Annotated in this window: 19 protein-coding genes; 12 read left to right on the forward strand and 7 right to left on the reverse strand. The window is 73.7% G+C overall.

What is annotated here, in order from left to right; all coding sequences use genetic code 11:
- Positions 1-249: 249 nt before the first annotated feature.
- A complete protein-coding gene (locus ACFVT2_RS27620) occupies positions 250-2343 on the forward strand; it encodes a SpoIIE family protein phosphatase (protein WP_390022188.1) in 2094 nt (697 codons plus the stop codon).
- Between the two features lie 306 nt (positions 2344-2649).
- On the forward strand, positions 2650-4095 hold the full coding sequence (locus tag ACFVT2_RS27625; protein ID WP_390022190.1) for an APC family permease: 1446 nt from the start codon (positions 2650-2652) through the stop codon (positions 4093-4095).
- A 12-nt stretch (positions 4096-4107) separates the two neighbouring features.
- Here the strand turns inward: ACFVT2_RS27625 and ACFVT2_RS27630 are convergent, their stop codons facing one another.
- Positions 4108-4449, reverse strand: coding sequence for a hypothetical protein (locus ACFVT2_RS27630; RefSeq protein ID WP_390022191.1), 342 nt, complete (start codon positions 4447-4449; stop codon positions 4108-4110).
- Positions 4450-4779: 330 nt separating this feature from the next.
- On the opposite strand from ACFVT2_RS27630, the gene ACFVT2_RS27635 reads away from it, so the two are divergent.
- From ACFVT2_RS27635 to ACFVT2_RS27660, 6 genes are all read left to right on the forward strand, one after another.
- The gene (locus ACFVT2_RS27635) at positions 4780-7506 is read left to right on the forward strand and encodes a SpoIIE family protein phosphatase (protein WP_390022193.1); all 2727 of its coding nucleotides are present in this window, start codon (positions 4780-4782) and stop codon (positions 7504-7506) included.
- Positions 7507-7604: 98 nt separating this feature from the next.
- Positions 7605-8486 (forward strand): DeoR/GlpR family DNA-binding transcription regulator, encoded by an 882-nt coding sequence (locus ACFVT2_RS27640; RefSeq protein WP_390022195.1) that lies wholly within the window; start codon positions 7605-7607, stop codon positions 8484-8486.
- 93 nt (positions 8487-8579) lie between these two features.
- The gene (locus ACFVT2_RS27645) at positions 8580-9851 is read left to right on the forward strand and encodes a four-carbon acid sugar kinase family protein (RefSeq protein WP_390022196.1); all 1272 of its coding nucleotides are present in this window, start codon (positions 8580-8582) and stop codon (positions 9849-9851) included.
- Positions 9852-9861: 10 nt separating this feature from the next.
- On the forward strand, positions 9862-10932 hold the full coding sequence (pdxA, locus tag ACFVT2_RS27650) for a 4-hydroxythreonine-4-phosphate dehydrogenase PdxA (protein WP_390022197.1): 1071 nt from the start codon (positions 9862-9864) through the stop codon (positions 10930-10932).
- Positions 10929-12293 carry an MFS transporter gene (locus tag ACFVT2_RS27655; protein WP_390022198.1) on the forward strand — a complete coding sequence of 455 codons (1365 nt, stop codon included), beginning with the start codon at positions 10929-10931 and terminating at the stop codon, positions 12291-12293. Before pdxA ends, ACFVT2_RS27655 begins: the two co-directional genes overlap by 4 nt.
- Positions 12290-12475 (forward strand): hypothetical protein, encoded by a 186-nt coding sequence (locus tag ACFVT2_RS27660; RefSeq protein ID WP_390022199.1) that lies wholly within the window; start codon positions 12290-12292, stop codon positions 12473-12475. Before ACFVT2_RS27655 ends, ACFVT2_RS27660 begins: the two co-directional genes overlap by 4 nt.
- 123 nt (positions 12476-12598) lie before the next feature.
- On the opposite strand, the gene ACFVT2_RS27665 is transcribed toward ACFVT2_RS27660, so the two are convergent.
- Positions 12599-13093 carry a MarR family winged helix-turn-helix transcriptional regulator gene (locus ACFVT2_RS27665; protein ID WP_390022201.1) on the reverse strand — a complete coding sequence of 165 codons (495 nt, stop codon included), beginning with the start codon at positions 13091-13093 and terminating at the stop codon, positions 12599-12601.
- Positions 13094-13145: 52 nt separating this feature from the next.
- Here ACFVT2_RS27665 and ACFVT2_RS27670 point away from each other — a divergent pair, with 52 nt between their 5' ends.
- Positions 13146-13823 (forward strand): TIGR03086 family metal-binding protein, encoded by a 678-nt coding sequence (locus ACFVT2_RS27670; protein WP_390022202.1) that lies wholly within the window; start codon positions 13146-13148, stop codon positions 13821-13823.
- The gene (locus ACFVT2_RS27675; RefSeq protein WP_390022203.1) at positions 13817-14197 is read left to right on the forward strand and encodes a hypothetical protein; all 381 of its coding nucleotides are present in this window, start codon (positions 13817-13819) and stop codon (positions 14195-14197) included. Before ACFVT2_RS27670 ends, ACFVT2_RS27675 begins: the two co-directional genes overlap by 7 nt.
- 53 nt (positions 14198-14250) lie before the next feature.
- On the opposite strand, the gene ACFVT2_RS27680 is transcribed toward ACFVT2_RS27675, so the two are convergent.
- Positions 14251-15210: a DMT family transporter gene (locus tag ACFVT2_RS27680; protein ID WP_390022205.1), complete on the reverse strand. Its 960-nt coding sequence runs from the start codon at positions 15208-15210 to the stop codon at positions 14251-14253.
- Positions 15211-15438: 228 nt separating this feature from the next.
- On the opposite strand from ACFVT2_RS27680, the gene ACFVT2_RS27685 reads away from it, so the two are divergent.
- Both ACFVT2_RS27685 and ACFVT2_RS27690 read left to right on the forward strand, forming a co-directional pair.
- On the forward strand, positions 15439-16500 hold the full coding sequence (locus tag ACFVT2_RS27685) for an isopenicillin N synthase family dioxygenase (protein WP_390022206.1): 1062 nt from the start codon (positions 15439-15441) through the stop codon (positions 16498-16500).
- Positions 16501-16610: 110 nt separating this feature from the next.
- Positions 16611-17972, forward strand: a complete 1362-nt coding sequence (locus ACFVT2_RS27690; RefSeq protein WP_390022207.1) for a nucleobase:cation symporter-2 family protein — start codon at positions 16611-16613, stop codon at positions 17970-17972.
- Positions 17973-17979: 7 nt separating this feature from the next.
- Here ACFVT2_RS27690 and ACFVT2_RS27695 read toward each other — a convergent pair whose 3' ends face one another.
- The 4 genes from ACFVT2_RS27695 to ACFVT2_RS27710 form a co-directional block, all read right to left on the reverse strand.
- A complete protein-coding gene (locus ACFVT2_RS27695; RefSeq protein ID WP_390022208.1) occupies positions 17980-19398 on the reverse strand; it encodes an 8-oxoguanine deaminase in 1419 nt (472 codons plus the stop codon).
- Between the two features lie 242 nt (positions 19399-19640).
- Entirely contained in the window at positions 19641-20843 is a 1203-nt protein-coding gene (locus tag ACFVT2_RS27700) for an MFS transporter (protein WP_390022209.1), read from the reverse strand.
- 123 nt (positions 20844-20966) lie between these two features.
- Positions 20967-22742 carry a M4 family metallopeptidase gene (locus tag ACFVT2_RS27705; protein ID WP_390022210.1) on the reverse strand — a complete coding sequence of 592 codons (1776 nt, stop codon included), beginning with the start codon at positions 22740-22742 and terminating at the stop codon, positions 20967-20969.
- Between the two features lie 348 nt (positions 22743-23090).
- On the reverse strand, positions 23091-23384 hold the full coding sequence (locus tag ACFVT2_RS27710) for a hypothetical protein (RefSeq protein ID WP_390022211.1): 294 nt from the start codon (positions 23382-23384) through the stop codon (positions 23091-23093).
- Between the last annotated feature and the right edge of the window lie 116 nt (positions 23385-23500).

A 23500-nucleotide genomic window follows, 5' to 3' on the forward strand; every position in this document is an offset into this window, starting at 1 on the left:
GAGTGTCCCCACGCGGGCGTTGTCCGGCCATCGTCGAGTGGATCAATATCGTCAACCCGGTCGCCGGGCCGGGCGAGGGCGGCCCATAATGCTCCATCCGGTACGGTCCCCGCCTCTGGTGGGCCCCGCTCTGCCTGCGGGTCCGTCCGGTGTCGAGGGATGATGGAGGGCAGCGGCAGCACGGCACGACCCGGCCGTGCACGGAGCGCCACGGCTGTCGGTCAGGAGACCGGCGGAAGGAGTGCCTGGATGGGTGCGACCGACGCGTTCCCGGACAGTGCTGCCCAGGCCGGGGCCGGGCCCGCGCAGCCCGGCGGTCTGCTGGACGTGCTGGGCGTGGCCGCCGTCATGCTCGACGCCAGGGGCCGGATCACGCTCTGGAGCCCCCAGGCCGAGCAGCTCTTCGGGTGGGCCGCCGAGGAGGCGCTCGGCCGGTCCGCCGCCCGGCTGCTGGTCCACCCCGAGCACGTCGACCTCGTTCTGCGCCTCTTCGCGGAGGTGATGTCCGGCGGTGAGAGCTGGGCCGGGGTCTTCCCCGTCCGGCACAAGGACGGCAGCACCCGGCTGGTCGAATTCCGCAACATGCGGCTCCAGGACGAGCACGGCGCCTCCTACGCCCTGGGCATCGCCACCGACCAGGCCGTACTGCGCGAGGTGGAGCGGGACCTGGCGCTGTCGGTGCGGCTGGTGGCCCAGTCGCCGATCGGGCTGGCGGTGCTCGACGCGGAACTGCGGTTCGTGATGGTCAACCCGGCGCTGGAGCGGATCAACGACCTGCCCTCCGAGCAGCACATCGGCCGGCATGTCCGGGACGCCCTGTCGTTCCTGGAGACCGACGTCATCGAGGAGCGGATGCGCGAGGTGCTGGCCACCGGCCGGCCGCTGCTGGACCAGTTCTCCGTCGGCCGCACCGCCGCCCACCCCGACGTCGACCAGGCGTGGTCGGTCTCGTACTACCGGCTGGAGGACGCCAACGGTCGGGTGCTGGGCCTGGCCACCTCCGTCGTGGACGTCACCGAGCAGCACCGGGCCGCGACCGAGGCGGCCCACGCCCGCCGACGGCTGGCGATCATCGCGGACGCCTCGGCGACCGTCGGCACCACCCTGGACGTCGGCCAGACCGCCCAGGAACTGGCCGACGTCATCGTCCCCGAGCTCGCCGACCTGGCCGCCGTCGACGTCCTCGACGCCGTCCTGGACGGCCGCCGGCCCGGCGTACCCGGCCGCGGCGGCCCGGCCCGCTTCCGGGCCCTGGCGGTCGCCGCGGCCGGCGAGACGCCCGCCGTCCGCGCCGCCGACCCCACCGGACACCTCGCCGCCTACGAGACCGAGCGGCTGATCACCCGCTGCGTCACCACGGCCCGCCCGGTGCTGGTCACCGAGGTGGGCCCGGAGGACCGTCGGCACATCGCCGCCGACCCGCAGGGCGCCGAGCTGCTGCGGGAGGCCGGGCTGCACTCCTATCTGGCGGTGCCGCTGATCGCCCGCGGCGAGGTGTTGGGCGCGCTCTCGCTCTACCGCACGGACAACCCCGTGCCCTTCGACGAGGACGACGCGGTGCTCGCCGTCGAACTGGCCGCCCGGGCGGCGGTCTGCATCGACAACGCCCGCTCCTACCAGAGCGAACGACGCACCGCGCTCACCCTCCAGCGGCACCTGATGAACCACCGGCCGGCGCAGCCCGCCACGATGGACATCGCCTACCGCTACCAGCCCGCGCAGGCGGCCAGTGAAGTGGGCGGCGACTGGTACGACGTCATCCCGGTCGCCGGCGACAAGACCGCGCTGGTCGTCGGCGACGTGATGGGCAGCGGCATCAACGCGGCCGCCACCATGGGACAGTTGCGCACCACCACCCGTGCGCTGGCCGACCTCGACCTCGCGCCGGCCGACGTGCTCCACCACCTCGACCACATCGCCGGCGGCCTCGACCCGGCCTTCGCGACCTGTCTCTACGCCGTCCACGACCCGCACCGCGAGGAGTGCCGGATCGCGGTCGCCGGCCACCTGCCGCCCGTGGTGGTGCGCCCCGGCCGGCCGCCGGAACTCCTCGACCTGCCCACCGGCGCCCCGCTCGGCGTGGGCGGCGTCGGTGACGTGTCCTTCGAGCAGACCGCCGTGCCGCTGCGCGCCGGCGACCAGCTGGTGCTCTACACCGACGGGTTGATCGAGACCCGCGACCAGGCCATCGACACCCGCCTGGACCGCCTCCTGGGACTGCTCGCCGAACCCGAGCGGCCGCTGGAGGAACTCTGCGACCGCCTCCTGAGCGAGTTGCGGCACGGCAACGACCACGACGACGTGGCACTGCTGATCGCCCGCATCCGGCGCCACGAGGGCTGAATTCCGCCGGTGCCGGCACCGCACGGCGAAAGTCGCCGGACCGCGCGGCCGAAGAATCCGCAGCCCGGCAACGTCCCGCGAAATCCGCGTGGATGTGGCCCGCATGACATGGAAAACCGTGTTTGGTGCGGCAACAGCTACGGATTCCGTTGCCACGCGGGCTTAACAAACTCTTGACGGGAGGGTCCGACGGAGGTTGTATTCCGGTCACCGAAGCGGCCCCGCAGTGCATCTGGTGCGACCGCTCACCGGCACTTCCCCCTACAGTGCCGCCCCTTCTTCGCCTCCAGCACCGATGGGATCCGGATGACCGATATGCCCACCACGCCAGTTGTCACCGCCGCCACAGCGCCGGAAGCCCGGACCGCGAAACCGGCGGACAGCCCCAAACTCACCCGATCCATCGGTGTGGTCGGCGGCACCCTGCTCACCCTGTCCTGCCTGACCCCGGCGTCCTCGCTCTTCGTGATCGTGCCGGACTCGTTCGCCACCCTCGGCACCGGGACGGCACTGACCATCGCCATCGCGGCTGTGCTCTGCGTGGGCGTGGCCTTCACCTACTCCGAGCTGGGCACCCTCATCCCCAGCTCCGGTGGCGAGTACGCCATGGTCGGCACCCTGATGGGCCGGCTCGCGGGCTGGCTGGTCTTCGTGCTCTCCCTGATCGTCGTCATGATCGTGCCGCCCATCATCGCGCTGGGCACCGCCGACTACCTAGCCCCGATCGTGCACCTGGACAAGCAGGCGACCGCCGCCGCGGTGATGCTGCTGGCGACCGCCATGGGCCTGCTCGACCTGCGCGCCAACGCCTGGATCACCGGCATCTTCCTGGTCCTGGAGGTGGTGGCCTCAGCGGTCGTGGCGTTCCTCGGCTTCAGCCACACCAGCCGGCCCGCGAGCACCCTCATCCACCCCGTCATGGACGCCGGGCACGGCACCAGTGCCGCGGTCACCGGCGGGCTGATCGTGACCGGGCTCGCCACCGCGCTCTTCATCCTCCAGGGCTTCTCCACCGCGGTGTACCTCGCCGAGGAAATGGAGAACCCGCGGCGCAACGTCTCCCGGACCGTCCTGTGGACGCTGGCCATCGGCGCCGCCGTGGTCCTCGTCCCGGTCGTCGCCATCACCCTCGGCGCTCCCGACCTCAAGACGCTCGGCGCCGGCGACATCGCCGGCATGGTGCAGGGCTGGAGCAACTCCGCCGTCGGCACGTTCGTCAGCCTCTGCATCGCCCTGGCGATCATCAACGCGGCGATCGTGATGGTGATCCAGAACTCCCGGGTGGTCTTCTCCTCGGCCCGCGACGCGGCCTGGCCGACCCCGGTCAACCGGATCTTCTCGCACGTCGGCAAGCGCTTCGGCTCCCCCTGGGCGGCCACCCTCGCGGTCGGCGTCCCCGGTGCCGCACTGTGCTTCGTCACCCTCGACACCCTGAACGAGGTCACCGGCGTGGCCGTCGCCGGGATGTACGTCTTCGTCGCGCTGGGCGCCCTGGTCTCCCGCCGCGGCGAGCACAAGAACCGGCTCGCCTGGCGGATGCCGCTGTGGCCGGTGGTCCCGGCGCTGATCGTCCTGGTCCTGGTCTGGGTGCTCTGCCAACAGAGCGCCAAGAGCCTGCTGATCACCGGTGGGGTGATCGCGGTGGCCGCCGCCTACTGGGCCCTCTACCTCCGCCCGCGGCAGGACAGCCACTGGGTCATCTCGGTCCCCGAGGACGAACTGGCCACGGCCGCCGAGCCGGCCCGGGCCTGACCGCCCGCGCTCTTACCGGCCGTCCGGCCGGGACAGCGCCAGCGCGTCCAGCAGCAGACACACGTGGTCGACGGCATCCCGCCCGGCGGGGCCGTCGGCCACGTCCGCGTCGTCCAGCAGACCGGCGGTGGCCCGCAGCAGCGCCAGCAGCCCGGCGGTCGCCCGCCCCGCAGGTTCCGGGTGCGCGACGGCGGCACGGACCTGCTCGCCGGTGAGCGGCAGCCCCGTCTCCAGACAGCGGAACAGCGCGACGGCGGCCCGGCGGTCCGCGTCGTTCGGCTGCCACGCTCCGCGCGCATGGTCGTCGATGAGCACCGCCGCCTCGGCACGGATCTCCTCTGCTGCAACATGCATGCCCACGAACGTCTCATACGCGCCCGGCGGCGCCCGGCCCGGCTCCGGCCGCCCGCCGACCGCCCCCGCGCCCCGCCCGACTCCCGAGTAAGCGCCGCTGACCAGGAACGTTGCGCCCGGCGCCGGCGCCTTCCGGCAGATCCTCGGCCGCTCCGCAACCGCCCCGGCCTGTGGGAAGAGTTACATGGAGGGAGCCGGGGAGCGCACACCCGTAGCCGGGAAACATACCGACAGGTTTTACTGACGCTGCTGTGCCGCAGGCTTTCCGGGGCCGCTGCGCTGCGCAGTGCGCGGCTCGCCCACCGTATGCGGGAGGTGTAGAAAGAGGACATGGCCGGACGCTACGGCCGCCCGCGTTCGGTTCTGCGGATGCGAACTGTCGCTGGTCAGGTCTTTCTCCTGCAAGTGGCGATCGTGGTCATGCTCGTCGCCGCCGCCATCGCGGCCCTGGTGCTGCAGTCCGGGACCGACTCCGAACGGGAGGCCCGGCACCGCTCGATCGCCGTGGCCCAGACCTTCGCGAACGCGCCCGGCCTCGAAGCGGACCTCAAGAGCCCCCACCCCACCGCCGTGCTCCAGCCCCGCGCGGAAGCCGCCCGCAAAGGCTCCGGGGTCGACTTCCTCGTCGTCATGAACACCCACGGCATCCGCTACACCCACCCGCTCACCGACCGCATCGGCAAGAAGTTCGTCGGCGACATCGGGCCCGCCCTGGCCGGAAGGGTGGTCACCGAGAAGATCACCGGCACCATCGGGCCGCTCGTCCAGGCCGTGGTGCCCGTCGTCGGCGGCGGTGGCAAGGTCGTCGGCCTGGTCTCCGCGGGCATCACCATCAGCAAGGTGAGCGGCGTCGTCAACGACCAGTTCCCGCTGCTCTTCGGTTCCGCGGCCGGGGTGCTGCTGCTCACCACCGGCGGCACCGCCCTGGTCACCCGCCGACTGCGGCGCCAGACCCACGGGCTGGGGCCGGAAGAGATGACGCGGATGTACGAGCACCACGACGCGGTGCTGCACGCGGTCCGGGAAGGAGTGATCATCGTCCGCGGCGACGGGCGGCTGGTGCTCGCCAACGACGAGGCCCGGCGGCTGCTCGACCTGCCGCCCGACGTCGAGGGCCGCCAGGTCGCCGAACTGGGGCTGGACCCGGCCACCGCGGTGCTGCTGGAGTCCGGCCGGGTCGTCACCGACGAGGTGCACCCGGTCGGGGAACGGCTGCTCGCGGTCAACCAGCGCTCCACCGAACGCGCAGGCGGCCCGCCCGGCAGCGTCACCACCCTCCGTGACACCACCGAACTCCGGGCCCTGACCGGCCGCGCCGACCTCGCCCGCGGACGGCTGAGACTCCTCTACGACGCCGGCGCCGAGATCGGCACCACCCTCGACGTGGTGCGCACCTGCGAGGAACTGGCCCGGTTCGCCGCCGAGCGGTTCAGCGACATCGCCACCATCGACCTGGCCGAATCGGTGCTGAACGGCGAGGAGCCCGAGACCGCCGGCCCGGCCGCCGCGATGCGCCGCACGGCCATCGGCGGCGAGGTGCCCGACGGGTCGCTGTACCCGGTGGGCGAGCCGATGCGGTTCGCGCCCACCACCGTCCTCGGCACCCGGCTGCCGGCCGGCGAACCGGTCCTGGAGGCCGACCTGGCCGCGTTCTCCGGCTGGCAGCGGCAGGACCCCGAACGCGCCCGGCAGATCGTCGCGCACGGCATCCACTCATTGATCGCGGTCCCCCTACGGGCCCGCGGCGCGATCCTGGGCGCGGCCCTCTTCTGGCGTTCGCACACCCCCGAGCCGTTCGACGAGGAGGACCTCTCGCTCGCCGAGGAGCTGGTCGCCCGCGCCGCGGTGAGCATCGACAACGCCCGCCGCTACACCCGCGAGCACACCATGGCGGTCACCCTCCAGCGCAGCCTGCTGCCGCGCGGCCTGCCCGACCAGAACGCCGTCGAGGCCGCCTTCCGCTATCTGCCCGCGCAGGCCGGCCTCGGCGGGCTGGGCGGCGTCGGCGGCGACTGGTTCGACATCATCCCGCTGCCCGGCACCCGGGTCGCCCTGGTCGTCGGCGACGTCGTCGGACACGGTCTGCACGCCGCCGCCACCATGGGCCGGCTGCGCACCGCCATCCACAACTTCGCCACCCTCGACGTCCCGCCCGACGAGCTGCTGTGGCACCTCGACGAGCTGGTCACCCGGATCGACCAGGACGAGGGCGCGGACGGCACCGGCAACGGCCCCAAGGCCCCGATCACCGGCGCCACCTGCCTCTACGCCATCTACGACCCGGTCACCGGCACCTGCACCATGGCCCGCGCCGGGCACGTCCAGCCGCTGGTGCTGCGGCCGGACGGCAGTGCGGAGTTCGCCGAGGTGCCCGGCGGCCCGCCGCTCGGGCTCGGCGGGATGCCCTTCGACACCTGCCAACTGGAACTCGCCGAGGGCAGTCGCCTGGTGCTCTACACCGACGGGCTCGTCGAGGACCGCTCCCGGGCCATGGACGAGGGCATGGCCCTCCTCGGCCGCACCCTCGGCGGCCGTCCCGGGCAGAGCCCGGAGGAGACCTGCGAGGCGGCGCTCGACGCGCTGCTGCCGGACCGCCCGACCGACGACATCGCCCTGCTGGTCGCCCGCACCCGACGGCTGGACGCCACGCGCATCGCCGACTGGGAGGTCCCGGCCGACCCGTCCGCGGTCGCCCCAGTGCGCGCGGCCGCGGTACGCAAGCTGATCGAGTGGGGGCTGGCCGACGAGGCGTTCACCACCGAGCTGATCCTCAGCGAGCTGGTCACCAACGCCATCCGGTACGCCGCCGGCCCGATCCGGATCCGGCTGATCCACGACCGCGCGCTGATCTGCGAGGTCGCCGACCACAGCAGCACCTCCCCACACCTGCGGCACGCCGCCACCACCGACGAGGGCGGCCGCGGCCTCTTCCTGATCGCGCAGCTGGCCGAGCGGTGGGGCACCCGCTACACCGGCGACGGCAAGGTGATCTGGACCGAGCAGGCACTGTCCGACGGGGTCCGGGCTCCGGAGGCGCCCGACGACCACGGGCCCTGACCGGGGCAACTCCCGGCTGCTACCCTCCAGTTGCGCGAAGCGCGCAACTTACGGCAGTCGGGGGAGCAGCGGGACGCGGCGGGGAGGGGCGCAGTCACGTGACCAGTGGGGAACGTCCGGCCACCCGGCACCGGCGGGAGCGCATGGTGGAGCTGCTCGGCGCGGGTGACATCACCGTGCACGACCTCGCCGCCGCCTTCGGGGTCTCGCTGTCCACCGTCCGCCGCGACCTGGCCGCGCTCGCCGAGGGCGGCCGGATCACCCGGACGTACGGCGGCGCGGTCGACCACCGGGCCGCCGAGCGGTCCTGGCACGACAAGGCCCGGGAACACCGCACCGAGAAGGGCGCCATCGCCCGGGCCGCCGCCACCCTCGTCCGCAGCGGCGACGTGGTGCTGCTGGACGCCGGCACCACGGTGGCGCGGCTGGCGCACGAGCTGCGCGCCCGGACCGACATCACCGTCGTCACCAACGGGTTGTCCACCCTGGTCGAGCTGGCCGACGCGGAGGTGGAGGTGGTGGTGCTGGGCGGCCGGCTGCGACGGCCCAACGAGTCGCTGCTGGGCACCCGCACCGACCAGGCGCTGCGCGGGATCACCCCGGACCTCGCCTTCCTCGGCGTGGACGGTGTGGACCCGCGGCGCGGGGTGAACTGCCCGGACCCGGAACAGGCCGCGCTGAAGGAGACCATGGCGCGGTGCGCACGAGCCGCCTGGGTGCTCGCCGACGGCTCCAAGCTCGCCGGGGGAGGGGGCTTCCCCTACTGGGCGGCGATGCCGTACGGCACCGGGCTGATCTCAGGCGCCGCGGGTGCCGCGGGTGCCGCGGGCGCCGCGGGTGCCGGGGGCGACGGGCGCGACGGGCACGAGGGGCGCGGCGGGCGGCGGTTGGCGGCGTTCGCCGCGGCGGGCTGGCCGGTGCTACCGGGCGCGGAGCAGTCGGACCCCGACGCGCCGGAGGCTCCCGCGCACGGCTCTTGACAGGCCGTCCCGCCGCTCGCCACCCTGCATTGCGTGAATCGCGCAACTTCCTTGCGCGGTCCGGTCATTGCGGAACCGGCGGGAGGGGAGCCCATGGCCCAGGTGCTCGTCATCGGCGACGACCTCACCGGCAGCAACGCCACCGGGGCCCTCTACGCCCGGCGCGGCCTGCGGGCCGTCACCGTCAGCGACCCCGCCCAGGTGGCCCGCTACGCCCACCGGGTGGACGTCCTCGTCGTCAACACCGCCTCCCGACACTGGCCCGCCGCCCGCGCCTACGCCGCCGTCCGGGCCGCCGCCGACACCGCCGGGGACGCGCCCCTGATCGTCAAGCGGGTGGACACCACACTGCGCGGCAACCCCGGCAGCGAACTCGACGCGGTGGCCGACGCGTTGGCGGCCCGCGCCCCCACCGCCCGGATCCGCACGCTGGCCGTCCCCGCCTTCCCGGACGCCGGCCGCACCACGGTCGGCGGACTGCACCTCGTCGACGGGGTACCGCTGACCCGGACGGCGGTGGCCCGCGACCCGTTCGACCCGGTGCGGCACTCCCGGGTCGCCGCCGTACTGGGCGCGCAGACCCGCCGCACCCTGGGCGAACTCCCGCTGGACGTGGTGGAACAGGGTCCCGACGCGGTGGCCGCGGCGCTCCGGGCGAGCCGGGCCGAGGTGGTGGTCTGCGACGCCACCGAGAACGCGCACCTGCGGACGGTCGCCCGGGCCGCCGCGACGCTGGCCGTCGAGGACGGGATCCGCTGGCTGGCGCTGGACTCCGGGCCGTTCGGCGCCGCCCTCGCCGCCGAACTCGGGATCCGTCCCGCGGTGGCCCCGGTCCGGGTGCTCGCCGTCGTCGGCAGCGTCACCGACCGCACCCGCGACCAACTCGCCCGTACCGAGGCGGCACTCGGCGCCCGCTGGGCCGATCTCGACCCGGACCGCCCCGACGCCGACCGGGTGCTGGACGCGCTGCGCGCCGCCGCGGCGGAGGGCGCCACCGTCCTCGGCGTCCGGGTCCTGCCCGCCGGGCCCCGGGCGGCCGGAGCGGCACCCGATCCGGCCGCCGCCGCGGGCATTCTGCGCTGCCTGGCCGAGGTCGCCCGGCGGGCGGTCGACGAGCTGAGCCCCGGCGGACTGTACGCCTCGGGCGGCGATGTCGCCGCCGCGGTGACCGCGGCGCTGGGCGCCGACGGCTTCGCCATCGACAGCGAGGTGCTGCCGCTGGCCATCGCCGGACGCCTGGTCGGCGGCGCCCACGACGGACTGCTCTTCGCCACGAAGGGCGGGCTGATCGGCGGGCCGGACGCGGCCCGCGACTGCCTGGAACACCTGCGCGCGGCCGGCAACCGCACCGCGCTCACCCCGTGAAAGGTGACAGATGACGACGACGGACACGACGGACCACCGGCGACCTCCCGGCAGTCAACTCCCGCTGCTGGCCGTGACGTTGGGCGACCCGGCCGGGATCGGACCGGAGATCACCGCCCGTACCCTCGCCGACCCGGCGAGCGCCGCACTCGGGCGCGGGCTGGCGGTCGGCGACGCCGCCGTGCTGCGCCGGGCCGTGCGGGTCTGCGGACTCGACGTCCGGGTGAACCCGGTCGGCGCGCCCGGTGAGGCGCGGTTCGCGCCCGGCACCCTCGACGTCCTGGACCTGGGCGTCGCCCCCGGCGATCTGCCCTGGGGGCGGATCGACCCGGTCGCCGGCCGCTCCGCGGTGGCCGCGATCGAGGCCGCCACCCGGGCCGCGCTGGCCGGCGAGGTCGACGCCGTCGTCACCTCGCCGATCAACAAGGAGGCGATCTGGGCGGCCGGTTCCCGGCACCTGGGGCACACCGAGATGCTCGGCGAGCTGACCGGTGCGGCCCGGGTGGACACCATGTTCGTGGTCCGCGGCCTGAAGATCTTCTTCACCACCCGCCACCTCGCGCTCCGCAAGGCCCTGGACCAGCTCACCGAGGACCGGGTCGCCGCGAGCATCCGCCACGCGGTCACCGCACTGCGGGTCTTCGGCCACGACGCGCCCCGGCTCGCGGTCGCCGCGGTCAACCCGCACGGCGGCGAGGGCGGCCACTTCGGCGACGAGGAGATCACCGTGCTCGCCCCGGCGGTGGCCGAGGCGGTGGCCGAGGGGCTGGACGTGACCGGGCCGGTCCCCGCCGACTCGGTCTTCCACCAGGGGCTCGAAGGCCGCTTCGACGGGGTGCTCTCGCACTTCCACGACCAGGGCCACATCCCCGCCAAGACGGTCGACTTCGCCGGTACGGTCTCGGTCACCGTCGGCCTGCCGATCCTGCGGACGTCCGTCGACCACGGCACCGCGTTCGACATCGCGGGCAGCGGGCGCGCCTCGCACGCCACCATGGCCGCCGCCTTCCGCGCCGCCGCCGACTTCAGCCGCTGCACGGACCGGATCCGCGCCGCCTACGGGACGGCAGTGGCCCGATGAACGACGCTCCGCAGACCGGCGACCCGACGGCCGGCACCGCCACCGCACCTTCCGGGCCGGTACCGGCCCAGCGCTGGCTCTACGTCATCCCGGTCGCCGCGATCATGTACATGCTGGCGTACCTCGACCGCAACAACGTCTCCGTCGTCCTCCCCTACATGCACGGCGACCTGGACCTGTCCAACGCCGACAAGGGGCTGGCCGGCGGCATCTTCTTCCTCGGCTACGTCTTCCTCCAGATCCCGGCGGCGGTCCTCGCGCAGCGCTGGAGCGCCCGCAAGACCGTCCTGATCCTCATGGTCGCCTGGGGCCTGTCCGCGGTGCTGTCCGGCCTGGTGCAGACCCGGGCCCAGTTCTACGCCGCGCGGTTCGTGCTGGGCTTCTTCGAGGGCGGCGTCTGGCCGGCCGTGCTGATCCTCCTCGCCTCGTGGTTCCCGCTCCGCGAGCGGGCCCGCGCCAACGCCCTGTGGATGGCCTGCCTGCCACTGTCGTCGGTGCTGATGGCACCGCTCTCCGGCTGGATGCTCGACCACGCGAGCTGGCGCTTGGTGCTGGTGCTCCAAGGGGTGCCGCCGCTGTTGTGGGCGGTGGTCTGGTGGTTCGCGGTCTCCGACCGCCCCGCGCAGGCCCGCTGGATCTCCCCCGCGGAGGCCGCCCACCTGGCGCGGGCGATCGCCGCCGACGAGGCCGCCAAGCCCGCGACCGGCGGCGGCTCCTACCTCGGCGCGGTCCGCCAGCGCTCCGTCCTGGTCCTCATCGGGGTCTACTTCTTCTGGATCACCGGCTTCTACGGTTTCAGCCTGTGGCTGCCGGCCGTCATCAAGGAGCTCACCCACAACGGCTCCGCCACCGAGGTCGGGCTGCTGACCGCGGTCCCGTTCACGGTGGCGCTGGTCGTGATGATCGGCAACGCCGTCTGGTCGGACCGCACCGGCCGGCGGCGACAGGCGGTCGCCATCCCCTTGGTGGTGGGCATCGCGGCCCTGCTGCTGGGGCAGGTGGTGCACGGCGCGCTGCCGCGCATGCTGTTGCTGTGCGTCACGGCCGCCGCGGTGTACGCGCCCTACGGACCCTTCTGGGCCATCCCCGGTCAGCTGCTCCGCTTCGAGGTGGTGGCCGTGGCGATGGGCCTGATCAACGCACTGGGCAACCTCGGCGGCTTCGCCGGTCCGTACCTGGTGGGCTGGCTCACCGACGCCACCGGCACCAGCCTGACCGGTTTCGCGGTGCTCGCCGGCTTCTTGGCGGTGGCCGTCATTCTGGTGACGCTCGGGTTGCGGCCGGGTCCGGCACGGCCCCACGGAGGCTCCGCAGGGACCCCGAAGGTCGCCGTCAACTCCCCTTCAGACGCAGTGAGTTGACGGCCTTCGGCCAGTCCGCTGGCCGGCCGGCGCAGCCTCACGCGCTGGCCGGCGGGAAGGACCACCACTACGGCAGGGGCTGGTACGTCGGCCGCTCGTTCGACGCGGCCGTCATCGACGGCAACCCGGTCTTCCATGACGGCTTCCACGAGGGGCACTTCGAGCACGGCAAGCGGAAGTGAGCGGCATGGTCGCCGCGTGACGCGATCGGACACCGCGTCGGCGGGTGCCGGCCGGGACCCACCGCCTACGGGCGGCCCGGCCGGCATCTGCCGTGTGCGGCGCCGTGCGGCCGCCGGGCCCGGTCAGGCGTCGCGCGAGGGGTGGTGCGGGGGGATCTCGGGCAGGGCGTGCAGCGCCAGCAGGCCGCGCAGGAACCCTTCCCGGTCGGCGGTCGGAAGGTGGGCGAGCAGCTGTTCCTCGCCGCGCTGGATGTCGGCCTGGACGGCGTCCCGCAGTCGCCGTCCCTCGGGGGTGACGGAGACCAGCCGGACCCGGCGGTCCCCGGGGTCGGGCCGGCGGTGGATCAGCCCGCGGGTCTCCAGGTCGTCCAGGATCGGAATGATCCGGGTCTTGTCGGCCCGGATGGCCTCGGCCAGGGCGGCCTGGGTCCGGATCGGGGTCTCGTCGAGGCGCAGCAGCACCGCGTACGCCCACATCGTCAGCCCGTGCGCGTCGAGGACCGGCCGCTCGGCGTCCACCAGGGCGCGGCACAGCGGGACCAGCATCGCGGCCAGGTCGGGGCGGGCGGTCGACCGCCCTTCGGTCGGGGTGTCCCTGGGTGCTGCGTGCTCGGCCATGCAGCAGAAAATACCCCTTGACAGATCATGTGCTCACGCAGATCGTAAGCACATGCATACGAACTCGGTACGACGGGACGCGGCGCACGCGGCGTCCGCGACGACGGGACGGGCGGACCTGGACCGCCTGCGGAAGTGCGACGCCCGCGCGGTGCGGGACAGCGTGACGCTGGTGAACCGGCTCACCCCCGGAGACCTGGCCCGGCCCACCCCCTGTGCGGGATGGGACCTGGCCGCGCTGCTCGGCCACCTGACGGCCCAGCACCAGGGGTTCGCGGCGGCCGCGCTGGGCCGCGGGCGGGACCTGGCGCACTGGGCGGTCCGCCCGCTCGGCGACGACGTCCCCCTCGCGGCGATGCGCTACCGCCACGCCGCCGAGGACGTCCTCGCGGCCTTCGCGACCGTGGCGGACCCCGACCTCCCGTTCGCCCTCCCGGAATTCACCACCGACCGGACCTTCCCCGCCATCCAGGCCATCGGCTTCCACCTCATCGACTACGTCGTCCACAGCTGGGACCTCGCACGGAGCCTGGACCTGCGCTACGACCCGGACCCCGAACTCCTCGACGCCGCCCTGCCGATCGCCCGGGCCGTCCCGGACGGCGCCGCCCGGCTCGCCACCGGCAGTTCCTTCCGGCCCGGCCTGCCGGTGGCCGAAGGCGCCAGGACGCTGGACCGGATCCTGACGATGCTGGGCCGTTCGCCGGACTGGCGGGCGCCGGCGTGCTGAGGACCTCCTGGATCGCCGGCCCGGACAGCGGCCGGGCCGGCCCCGCGCTCGTCAGCGTCACCGACCTCCGGCTGTCCACGGTCGCGGACCTGCCCGGTGTGTACCGCGCGGCACGCCGGCTCGCGGCGGACTGGCCCGCACTGGACGGCGCACACGGCATGTGGCTCTGGGCCCGCCCGATGGCCCGCCGCTGCGGGGCGGTGGCGATCTGGCGGGACCGCGCCGCGCTCGCCGGATTCCTGGGCACGCCGGCGCATGTGGCGGTCATGCTCCGCTACCGGGGGCGCGGCACCGTGACGTCGTCCACCTGGGAGGTCCCGTGCGCCGCGCCGGACGAGGTCTGGTCCCGCGCGACGGCCACCCTCCGGGCTTAGACGTCGTTTAGCGCGTGTCCGGTGGCACAGGGTCGGACAGGCCCCGGACCTCCTCACGCACGATCGGGGAAGCGGGGTCGGCGTGCCGGTCGGCGGGTGAGCGCCACGCCGACCAGGCACAGTGCCCCGCCCGCGAGGGTCAGCGGGCCGGGGACCTCGCCCAGGGTCGGCCAGGACATCAGGACCACCAGTACCGGTACCGCGTAGGTGGTGGCGCCCATCCGGCCCGCGGTGCTGCGGGCCAGGGCGAACGCCCAGGTGGTGAAGGCCACGGCGGTGGGGAAGACGCCGAGGTAGACCATGTTCAGGGTCGCCGCGAGGGGCGCGCGGGCCGCCTCGGAGACCAGGGTGCCGGCGAACGGGAGACAGGCGACGGCGCCGGTCAGGCAGCCGTAACAGGTCACCGTCAGCGCGCTGGTGTGGCGCAGGGCGGGCTTCTGGGCGACCACCCCGCCGGCGTAGCCGACGGCGGCCAGCAGACAGAGCAGGACGCCGAGCACGGACGACCGCCCGCCGCTGGACATCGACAGGCCCACCACCGCCACGCCCGCGAAGGAGACCGCCAGCCCCGCGAACAGTCGGCGCGGCAGCCCCTCGCCCAGGAACCGGGCGCCGAGCAGGGCGATCAGGACGGGGCCGGTGTTGACGAGCAGCGCCGCCGTGCCGGCGTCCACCTCCCGTTCGCCCCAGTTGAGGGCGATCGTGTAGACGCCGAACCACAGCACGCCCGAGCAGAGGATGCCCGGCCAGGCGGCGCGCGGCGGCCGGCCGCCGCCCCGGACGAGCAGGAACACCCCCAGGACCAGGGAGCCGGTCAGGAGTCGGCCGAGGGCCAGCGCGCCGGGGGAGTAGGCGGCGCCGGCGCCGCGGATGGCGACGAACGCGGAGGCCCAGAGCACGACGGTGACGGACGCGGCCGCCAGGGCGGGGCGACTGGCGGAGGGGCGGGAGGGGGTGGGGTCGGAGGGCAGTATGCGGGGTGCGCGGGTGGTGTCCCGGGAGGGGGTGGTCATGCGAGGGAGGTTAGGTCGGCAACTGTTCGGTATTCGGCGAAGTGTCGCCGCATAGAGGGGATTTGACCTGCGGATATCGGCCAACGGCCGGCTGCTTTCAGCTTGTTCCCCAGGAGGTCGTTCACAAGGCGTTCATCAAACTGTTGAAGCGGATAGAGGTGGGTGGGCGCCGAGCGGGACCGCCGAGCGCCCCGGAGGGGACCGAGCGCGACAGAAGGAAGGCATGCGATGGGCAGGGCCACGGCCGTGAACGGCGTACTCGACGTACCCGTCATCGACATCTCCGCCTGGACGGACGGCACCGCCGCCGACCGGGCCGGCATTGCGGGCGAGATCGACCAGGCGGCCCGCACCGTCGGATTCATGCAGATCAGAGGGCACGGGATCCCCGAAGCCGCGGTGCGCGCGTTCGCCGCGGCGCTGGACGACTTCTTCGGCCTCCCGATGGACGAGAAGAAGGCGCTGCGCGCCCCGTCGCCGGACGTCAACCGCGGCTACACCCCGCCGCGCACCGAGAAGCTCAGCCTGAGCCTGGGGGTGCCCGCCGCGGCCGAGGACCTCTTCGAAGCGTTCAACGTCGGCGCGGAGGCGGCCGCCTTCCCCGGCCTCGACCTGCCCGAGGCGCACTATCCGGCCAACCTCTGGCCGCCGGTGCCGGGCTACCGGGAAGCGGTGACGGAGTGGTGCACGCAGGCGGGCGGGCTCGCCCGGCGGCTGACCGGGATCTTCGCGCACGCCCTGGGACTGCCCGCGGACTACTTCGTACCGTTCACCGACCACTCGCTCGACGTGCTCCGGATGAACCACTACCTGCTCCCCGAGCAGGGACTTGTCGTCGACCGCGACCAGATGGGGATGGGCGCCCACACCGACTACGGCATCGTCACCGTGCTGTGGGCCGACCGGGTCCCCGGGCTGCAGATCCTCGACACCGAGGGGTGCTGGCACGACGTCCTGCCCGAACCGGGCTGTCTGCTGGTCAACCTCGGTGATCTGCTGGCGCGTTGGACCAACGACCGATGGCTGTCGACCATGCACCGGGTGCTGCCGCCGACCGACGCCACCGGACACGTGGTGCGCCGCCGCTCCGCCGCGTTCTTCCACGACGGCAACTGGGACGCCGAGATCAGCTGCCTGCCCGGCTGCGTCCCGGTGGGCACCGAGCCGCTGTACCCGCCCACCACCGTCGGCCGGCACCTCGCCGAGAAGCTGGGCGGCTCGCGCGCCGGGAAGCCCAACGCCAACTCGCCCCGCGAGGCCGCCCGGCTGCGCGCGGCCCGCAGCGACTGACCGTCACCCGGCCTTTTCCCAACGGCAGCTGCGACCGGCCCGCGCCGCAGACGGCAGGGGCCGGGCGCCTCCCCCACCGCCCGGCCCCACCCGTGCCCGAGAGGTCCGTCATGCCCCTGACGCCGCGTCGCACGCCGCTCCGCCGCCCCCGACCCGTCCGCACCGACGGCGAACGGCACCCCACCGCCGGCCGGACGATGAGCCTCGGGGTGCAGCACGCACTGGTGATGTACGCGGGCGCGATCGCCGTCCCGCTGATGTTCGGCGCCGGCGCGGGACTGTCCGGCGAGGCGGTCAGCACCCTGGTCAACGCGGACGTCTTCGTCGCCGGCCTGGTCACCGTCGTACAGAGCCTGGGCGCCGGGCGGTTCCTCGGGGTCCGGCTGCCGCTGGTCACCGGCGGGTCCTTCGTCTGCGTCACCCCCATGATCATGATCGCCCGGGAGTACGGGCTGCCCGCGGTCTACGGCTCGATGATCGCCGCCGGGCTCTTCGGGATGCTGGTCGCCGTCCCGTTCGCCCGGCTGTTGCGGGCGTTCCCGCCGCTGGTCAGCGGGGTGGTGATCACCGTCGTCGGGCTGGCGCTGATCGGTGCCGCCCCCGGCATGATCGCCGGACCGGACCCCGCCGCGGCGGACTACGCCCCGCCCGCCCACCTGGCCCTGGCCGGCGGGGTGATCGGCTTCCTGCTGCTGCTCCGGCGGTTCCTGCGCGGCTTCCTGGCTCAGGTGAGCGTCTTGCTGGCACTGCTCGCCGGGACCCTGGCGGCGATCCCGATGGGGCTCACCGACTTCTCCGGCGTCGCGGACGCGGACTGGATCGGGCTGGTCACCCCGTTCCGCTTCGGCGCCCCCACCTTCCCGCTCGCCGGGGTGGTCTCCATGTGCGTGGTGATGCTGGTGGTGTTCGCCGAGTCCACCGCGCAGATGATCGCGGTCGCCGAGGCGGTGGAGCGGCCGCTGACCGACCGGGCGCTGGGCCGCGGCCTGGCCGCCGACGGCCTGTCGGGGGTGCTCGGCGGCGCCATGAACTCCTTCCCCGACACGGTCTTCGCCGGAAACATCGGACTGACCCTCATGACCGGCATCCGCAGCCGGTACGTCACCGCGGCCGGCGGCGTCGTGATGGTGCTCCTGGGCACCCTCCCCAAACTGGGCGAGCTGATCGCCTCCCTCCCCCAACCCGTGGTCGGCGGAGCCTCGTTGATGTGCTTCGCCACCGTCGCCGCGGTGGGTATCGACATCCTGCGCCGGGCCGGGCTCGACCAGGGCGACAACCTGCTGATCGCGGCGGCGGCGATCGGCACCGGGATGCTGCCGGTCGTCGCCCCGCGCCTCTACCACCGCTTCCCGGAGTGGTGGCAGTTGGTCTTCGGCAGCCCCTCGACCGCGGCGCTGGTGGTCGCCCTGGGGCTCCACTTCGCATTCCACCACGGGCGACGCCGGGCCGAGGGGGCGCCAGCAGCCGACTGACGCTACGTCAGTCAAGGCCCTGCATCCGCCGGGCGACCCGGGCGTGCTCCCGCAACTTCGTTGTCAACTCGGGGAGTTGCAGCTCCCCGCCGTCGACGAGGACCCGGCCGCCGACGACCGTGGTCCAGGCCCGGGACGGGGCGCAGCGCAGCCACGCCTCGACCGGGTCGGTGAGCGCCCCGGCCAGCGCCACCTCGGGGGTGTCCCAGACGACGAGGTCGGCACAGGCCCCGGGGCGCAGGTGCCCCAACTCGTCCGCCCGGCCCAGGCAGCGGGCCGAGCCGCGGGTGGCGACGTCCAGGGCGTCCCGGGCGGTCATCGCCGCCGGGCCGCCGCGGTACCGGCCGAGCAGCAGCGCGCCCCGGGTCTCCAGCCACAGCGAGGCGTGGTCGGTCGAGGCCGATCCGTCGCAGCCGATGCCGACCGGCATGCCCAGCCCGCGCATCTCCTGGACCGCCGCCGTGCCGCCGGCGATCAGCATGTTGGAGCTGGGGCAGTGCGCCACCCCGACACCGGCGGCGGCGAGCCGGGCGCGCTCCTGCTTAGTGGGGTGGATGCAGTGCGCGACCCATGTGCGGTCGGTCATCCAGCCGACGGACTCGAAGTACTCGACCGGCCGGCAGCCGTAGGTGTCCAGGCAGTAGGTGTCCTCGTCCGGGTCCTCGGCGAGGTGGGTGTGCAGCCGGACGTCCAGCCGCTCGGCCAGCTCGGCGGTGGCGGTCATCAGCTCCCGGGTCACCGAGAACGGTGAGCAGGGCGCGAGCGCGACCCGGGTCAGCGCGCCCGGGGCCGGGTCGTGGTACGCGCGGACCAGGCGTTCGCTGTCCGCCAGCACCTCCTCGGCGGTCTGGGTGACCGAGCGGGGCGGCAGGCCGCCGTCCTCGGTCGAGCGGGTCATCGAGCCGCGGGTGGCGTGGAAGCGGAAGCCCAACTCCTGGGCGGTGCGGATCTGGGCGTCGATCAGGCGGGGGCGCGGATGGACGTAGTGGTGGTCCGTCGAGGTGGTACAGCCACCCATGAGCAGTTCGGCGATGCCGACGTAGGTGGAGAGGTGGACGGCTTCCTCGTCGAGGGCGGCCCAGAGGGGGTAGAGGGTGGTGAGCCAGGTGAAGAGGGTGCCGTTGACGGCGGGCGCGTAGGAACGGGTGAGGTTCTGGTACAGGTGGTGATGGGTGTTGATCAGGCCGGGGGTGACCAGGCGGCCGGCGGCGGAGAGCGTACGGGCGGCCCGCGCCGGCTCGGCGCCGGCGGGACCGTACGCCGCGACCCGGCCGTCCCGCAGCGCGATCCAACCGCCGGGGATCTCGGTGTCGCCGTCGATGACGAGCAGGCGGGCGTCCCGGACGAGCAGGTCGCAGGGGGATGCCGGGTCGACTGCTGCGGCCGTGGCGTCGTCCGGACGGGCGTGGTGGTGGGTGTCGGCCATACGAGGACTCCTGTGATGCGGTGTGCCGATGTTCCGGCACGGGGCACGATGCCTGCGCGCGGGCCCTGTACCGGTGTGGTGCGCGGCCACCGGATCGTCACCGCCGGGTCTGCCGGCGGACGGGCGGTCCCCCTTCCCGAGGTCTCACCTTCTGGAGCAGATGTCTCAACTCGACGGCGGACAGCCGTCGTTGGAGCCCTTCCCGGAACGCGGCGAGCCAGTCCCGGTCGGGCCGTGCGGCATCAGGCCGGACGCTCCGCCGGCAGCGGGCGCCGCAGGACGTACCCGCCGACCGCCACCGCCACCGCGATGACGCACCCCGCGAAGGTGAGGCCCGCGCCGCGCAGCCCCAGTTCCGTGCTGAGCGCGCCGACGCCCACCACCGGCAGGGAGATGCCGAGGTAGGCGACGAGGAAGAAGGCCGACAGGGTGCCGCCGCGGTGCTCCGACGGGGCGGCGGCGCTGACCGCGGTGAGCCCGGCGCGGAACGCCAGGCCCTGGCCGGTGCCGCCGCAGAGCGCGCCGGCGACCAGGACGGGCAGCGAGGTCGCCGCGAGCGAGGCGCCGACCAGGAGGAGTCCCAGTACCAGGATCAGACAGCCGGTCGGCAGCGCGGCGCGCACGCCGATCCGGCCGGTCAAGGACTGGCCGAGGGTCGAGCCGAGGAAGACCGTGCAGACGACCGCCCCGGAAACCGCGAGGTTGTGCACGCCGAGGGTCTGCGCGACGAAGCTCGGCGCGATCGCGGTGAACAGCCCGAGCAGTGCGAAACCGGCGAACGCGGCGACCGCGGCGGGCGCGAACACCCCGCGGACCGCCGGGGGGACCACCAGCCCCTGGGGCCGGCGGGAGCGCGGCCGGTGCGGGTGCGCGACGGTTTCCGGGAGGAGCCCGGTCACCAGCGAGGCGACGGCCAGCAGGAGCAGGTGGACGAGGAAGGGGAGGGCCAGCGGCCGGGGCGCGTACTGCGCGAGCAGACCGGCGAGGAGCGGGCCGCAGCCCAGACCGCCCATGTTGGCGGCGGTGGCGGCGAAGCCGGCCCGGGACTCCCGGCCGGGGCGGGCCAGTTCCAGGACGGCGGCGGTGGCGGCGCCGCTGAACAGTCCGGCCGCGAAGCCGGACAGCACCCGGCCGAGCAGCAACATCGGCAGCCCGCCTTCGAAGAGGAAGCACAGGGCGCTCGCCGCGGACAGCCCCAGCGCGGCGAACAGCACCGGGCGCCGACCGGTCTCGTCGGAGAGGTTGCCCGCGCCGAACAGGACCGTGATCACCCCGAGGGCGTAGGTGGCGAAGACCACGGTCACCATCAGTTCGGAGAAGCCGAGCTGTTGGCGGTAGAGCCCGTAGAGCGGGGTGGGCAGGGTCGTGCCCGCCATGCCGATCGCGAAGACGCCCGCCGCGGCGAGGCTGCCGGGGCGACGGGCCCGGTCGGTGCGCACGGTCATGGCGTCAACGTAGGCGTCGGCAGCCCGGGCGGGCCAGGACGCGGCGCCCCGCGCGTGGCGGGGCACCGCGTCCCGTCGGGTCAGCTTCGCGTCATCGCGTCATCGCGTCATCGCGTCATCGCGTCACCGCGTGGGCGCGTTGGCGGTGGTGACGTTGACGGCGGCCCAGGCCCGGTCGACCGTCCGGTACGCGGTGCTGCCCGCGCCGTAGAGGTCCTTGGCGGCCTGGAGGGTGGCGGTCCGGGCGTCGTGGAAGTCGGTCGTGGAGACCATGTACCGGGTGAGCGCCCGGTAGAAGATCGCGGTGGCCTTGTCCCGGCCGATGCCGGTCACCTTGGCGCCGTCGTAGGTGGGGGAGTCGTAGGCGACCCCGCCGATGGTCTTCTTGCCGCTGCCCTCGGCCAGCAGGTAGAAGGCGTGCGAGGAGACGCCGGAGCCGGCGTGCACCTCGGTGTCGTAGGTGTCCTTCGACCAGTAGTCGACGGTCCCTTCGAGCTTGTCCAGGGACGGCTTGTCCAGTCGGCGCAGGAACTTCTGCGCCAGGCCGAGCTTCTCGCCCATGAGGTAGTTCGGCGGGTTCTTCGGGTTGTTGGCGGCGAACTCCACGGCGCTGCCGAAGATGTCCGCGAGCGACTCGTTGAGCGCGCCCGGCTCGCCGAACTGGTGGCCCTCCGCGTCGACGCGGGTGGGCTGGAGGCCGGCGGTGGCGTCGACCACGCCGTGGGTCAGCTCGTGGCCGGTGACGTCCAGGACGACCAGCGGCTTGGTGAAGAGCTTGCCGTCCCCGTCGCCGTAGAGCATGCAGCCGCAGTCCGAGGACCAGAAGGCGTTGCCGACGTTCTTGCCGAAGTGGACCAGGGCGTGCGCGCCGGCGCCGTCGTTCTTGATGCCCTTGCGTCCGAAGGTCTTCTTGTAGAAGTCCAGGGTGCTGGTGATGCCGAACTGGGCGTCGACGGCGGCGGTGGTCCGGTCGGCGGTGGTGCCGTTGCCCCAGCGGTTGGTGCCGTGGGTGAGGGGCTTGGCGGCGATGAACTTGTCGAGTTCCTTGCCGCCGGCGTCCCGGGTCTCGGTGTTGCCGCGGGTGCCGTCCCGCAGGACGAATGCGTTCTTGGCGGTCTGCGTGGTGGACAGCGGCACGGTGCCGACGAAGAGGGACGCGCCGGTGCCGGTGGCCGGGGCCGGGTAGTGGCCGGCGGCGGGCTTGTTCGGGGCGGCCGGGGTGGTGGCCGCCGCGGTGCCGGGGGTGAGGCGCTCGCCCCGTTGCCGGAGCTTGTGCAGGACGGACGGCGACAGGAACGGGTCGTTGACCGGGATGTTGCTGAGGACGCTGCCGGTGGTGGCGTCGATGACGACGGTCCGGGCGCCGCCGGCCTCGACGGTGCGGCTGTCGTCGACCTGCACCTGGTAGGCGAGCGCGGTCCGGCCTTCGCGGGCGTCGACGACGAGTTGGGGCTCGCCGGCGGTGCCCTGTGCCGCGGCGGCGGCCTTGGCGGCGGCCTGGTGGGCCGACAGCTTCGGGTCGGTGGCGGGGAGGTCGACCTGGTGGCGGGCGGCCCGGGTCACGCCCTGGTAGGCGGAGTCCGCACCGAGGTGGATGACCAGGTCGCCGCCGAGCACCGGCATACCGCGGTGGGTCCGAACGAACCGTACGTGCCGGTGGCCGTCGGGGTCGACCAGGGTGTCGGTGACCGTGAGGGTGTCCTGCTTGCTGACGCCGGTCGTCGCGGAGTGCGCGTAGGCGGCGGCGCGTGCCGTGGCGACGAGGGAGGGGGTGCCGGCGGTCGAGGGGGCGGCGGGGGCGGCGGGGGCCGCGATGGCCGCGCCGGCGGTGAGGGTGGCGGCCGTGGTGACGGCCAGGGCTATCGCCAGGTGGCGGCTGCGTATGTGGGGCCTACGCACAGAATTGCGTCCTTATGTGCTGTGGGCGGTGGCATGCGTCAACCGCCCGTACACGCGGTGGCGTTGCACACCGCGGGGGCCGTCCGGCCCCGCACAGACCCTGGTATGTCTGGCATGGGCATGTAAAGAGGAATGATCAATTTTCAACGCTAGGTAGTCAAAAATTGATAATTGATCAGCTTTAGGTAGTCGGAAGATGACCAATCGTGTTCTGGCGGGAAAGACTCACCGGACCGCACGGGGGTTGTGCGGGCGCGCGAAAGATTTTCCGGACACGACGACGGCCGGGACGGCTGATGCCGTCCCGGCCGGTCGGTCAGGGATGGAGGGCGCGCCTCAGGGCCGGCCCTAGCCGGTGCGGAAGAGCTCCTCCAGCGATGCCTGGGCCTTCTCGCCGCCGCGGACCGCCTCGACGACGGCCTGGTGGAAGGCGCGGCTGTCCGCCTCCGAGTGGCACGGGACGGGGCTGCCGACCATGGTGTACCAGTCCGAGGACCCGGTGTACTGCACGGCGACGTGCGCCTCGTCCTCCGACCACGTGGTGTGGATGGTCAGATCGCCCTGCATCGGGCCGATCTCCTCGGTCTGCACCGCGCCGGGGCGGGCGTGGATCCCCACCGTCGTCCAAGATGCCCAGGTCATGTCGTTCCCCTCGGTCCCCAGGCCCCGGCCGGCCGCCGGGCGCGGTGCTTCAAGTCTGGCACTCGACGTGCGGCGGCGCACCGCATCGACGGGCCGCCACGGCTCCCCCGCACACT

The sequence above is a fragment of the Streptomyces sp. NPDC058000 genome (assembly GCF_042886435.1).
Classification (GTDB): domain Bacteria; phylum Actinomycetota; class Actinomycetes; order Streptomycetales; family Streptomycetaceae; genus Streptomyces.

Excerpts from the sequence above, each read along its gene's own strand:
- ACFVT2_RS27620 (WP_390022188.1), top strand. The coding sequence starts at position 250 with ATGGGTGCGACCGACGCGTTCCCGGACAGTGCTGCCCAGGCCGGGGCC.
- ACFVT2_RS27625 (WP_390022190.1), top strand. The coding sequence starts at position 2,650 with ATGACCGATATGCCCACCACGCCAGTTGTCACCGCCGCCACAGCGCCG.
- ACFVT2_RS27630 (WP_390022191.1), bottom strand. The coding sequence starts at position 4,449 with ATGCATGTTGCAGCAGAGGAGATCCGTGCCGAGGCGGCGGTGCTCATC.
- ACFVT2_RS27635 (WP_390022193.1), top strand. The coding sequence starts at position 4,780 with ATGGCCGGACGCTACGGCCGCCCGCGTTCGGTTCTGCGGATGCGAACT.
- ACFVT2_RS27645 (WP_390022196.1), top strand. The coding sequence starts at position 8,580 with ATGGCCCAGGTGCTCGTCATCGGCGACGACCTCACCGGCAGCAACGCC.
- pdxA (WP_390022197.1), top strand. The coding sequence starts at position 9,862 with ATGACGACGACGGACACGACGGACCACCGGCGACCTCCCGGCAGTCAA.
- ACFVT2_RS27655 (WP_390022198.1), top strand. The coding sequence starts at position 10,929 with ATGAACGACGCTCCGCAGACCGGCGACCCGACGGCCGGCACCGCCACC.
- ACFVT2_RS27665 (WP_390022201.1), bottom strand. The coding sequence starts at position 13,093 with ATGGCCGAGCACGCAGCACCCAGGGACACCCCGACCGAAGGGCGGTCG.
- ACFVT2_RS27670 (WP_390022202.1), top strand. The coding sequence starts at position 13,146 with ATGCATACGAACTCGGTACGACGGGACGCGGCGCACGCGGCGTCCGCG.
- ACFVT2_RS27680 (WP_390022205.1), bottom strand. The coding sequence starts at position 15,210 with ATGACCACCCCCTCCCGGGACACCACCCGCGCACCCCGCATACTGCCC.
- ACFVT2_RS27685 (WP_390022206.1), top strand. The coding sequence starts at position 15,439 with ATGGGCAGGGCCACGGCCGTGAACGGCGTACTCGACGTACCCGTCATC.
- ACFVT2_RS27690 (WP_390022207.1), top strand. The coding sequence starts at position 16,611 with ATGCCCCTGACGCCGCGTCGCACGCCGCTCCGCCGCCCCCGACCCGTC.
- ACFVT2_RS27695 (WP_390022208.1), bottom strand. The coding sequence starts at position 19,398 with ATGGCCGACACCCACCACCACGCCCGTCCGGACGACGCCACGGCCGCA.
- ACFVT2_RS27700 (WP_390022209.1), bottom strand. The coding sequence starts at position 20,843 with ATGACCGTGCGCACCGACCGGGCCCGTCGCCCCGGCAGCCTCGCCGCG.
- ACFVT2_RS27710 (WP_390022211.1), bottom strand. The coding sequence starts at position 23,384 with ATGACCTGGGCATCTTGGACGACGGTGGGGATCCACGCCCGCCCCGGC.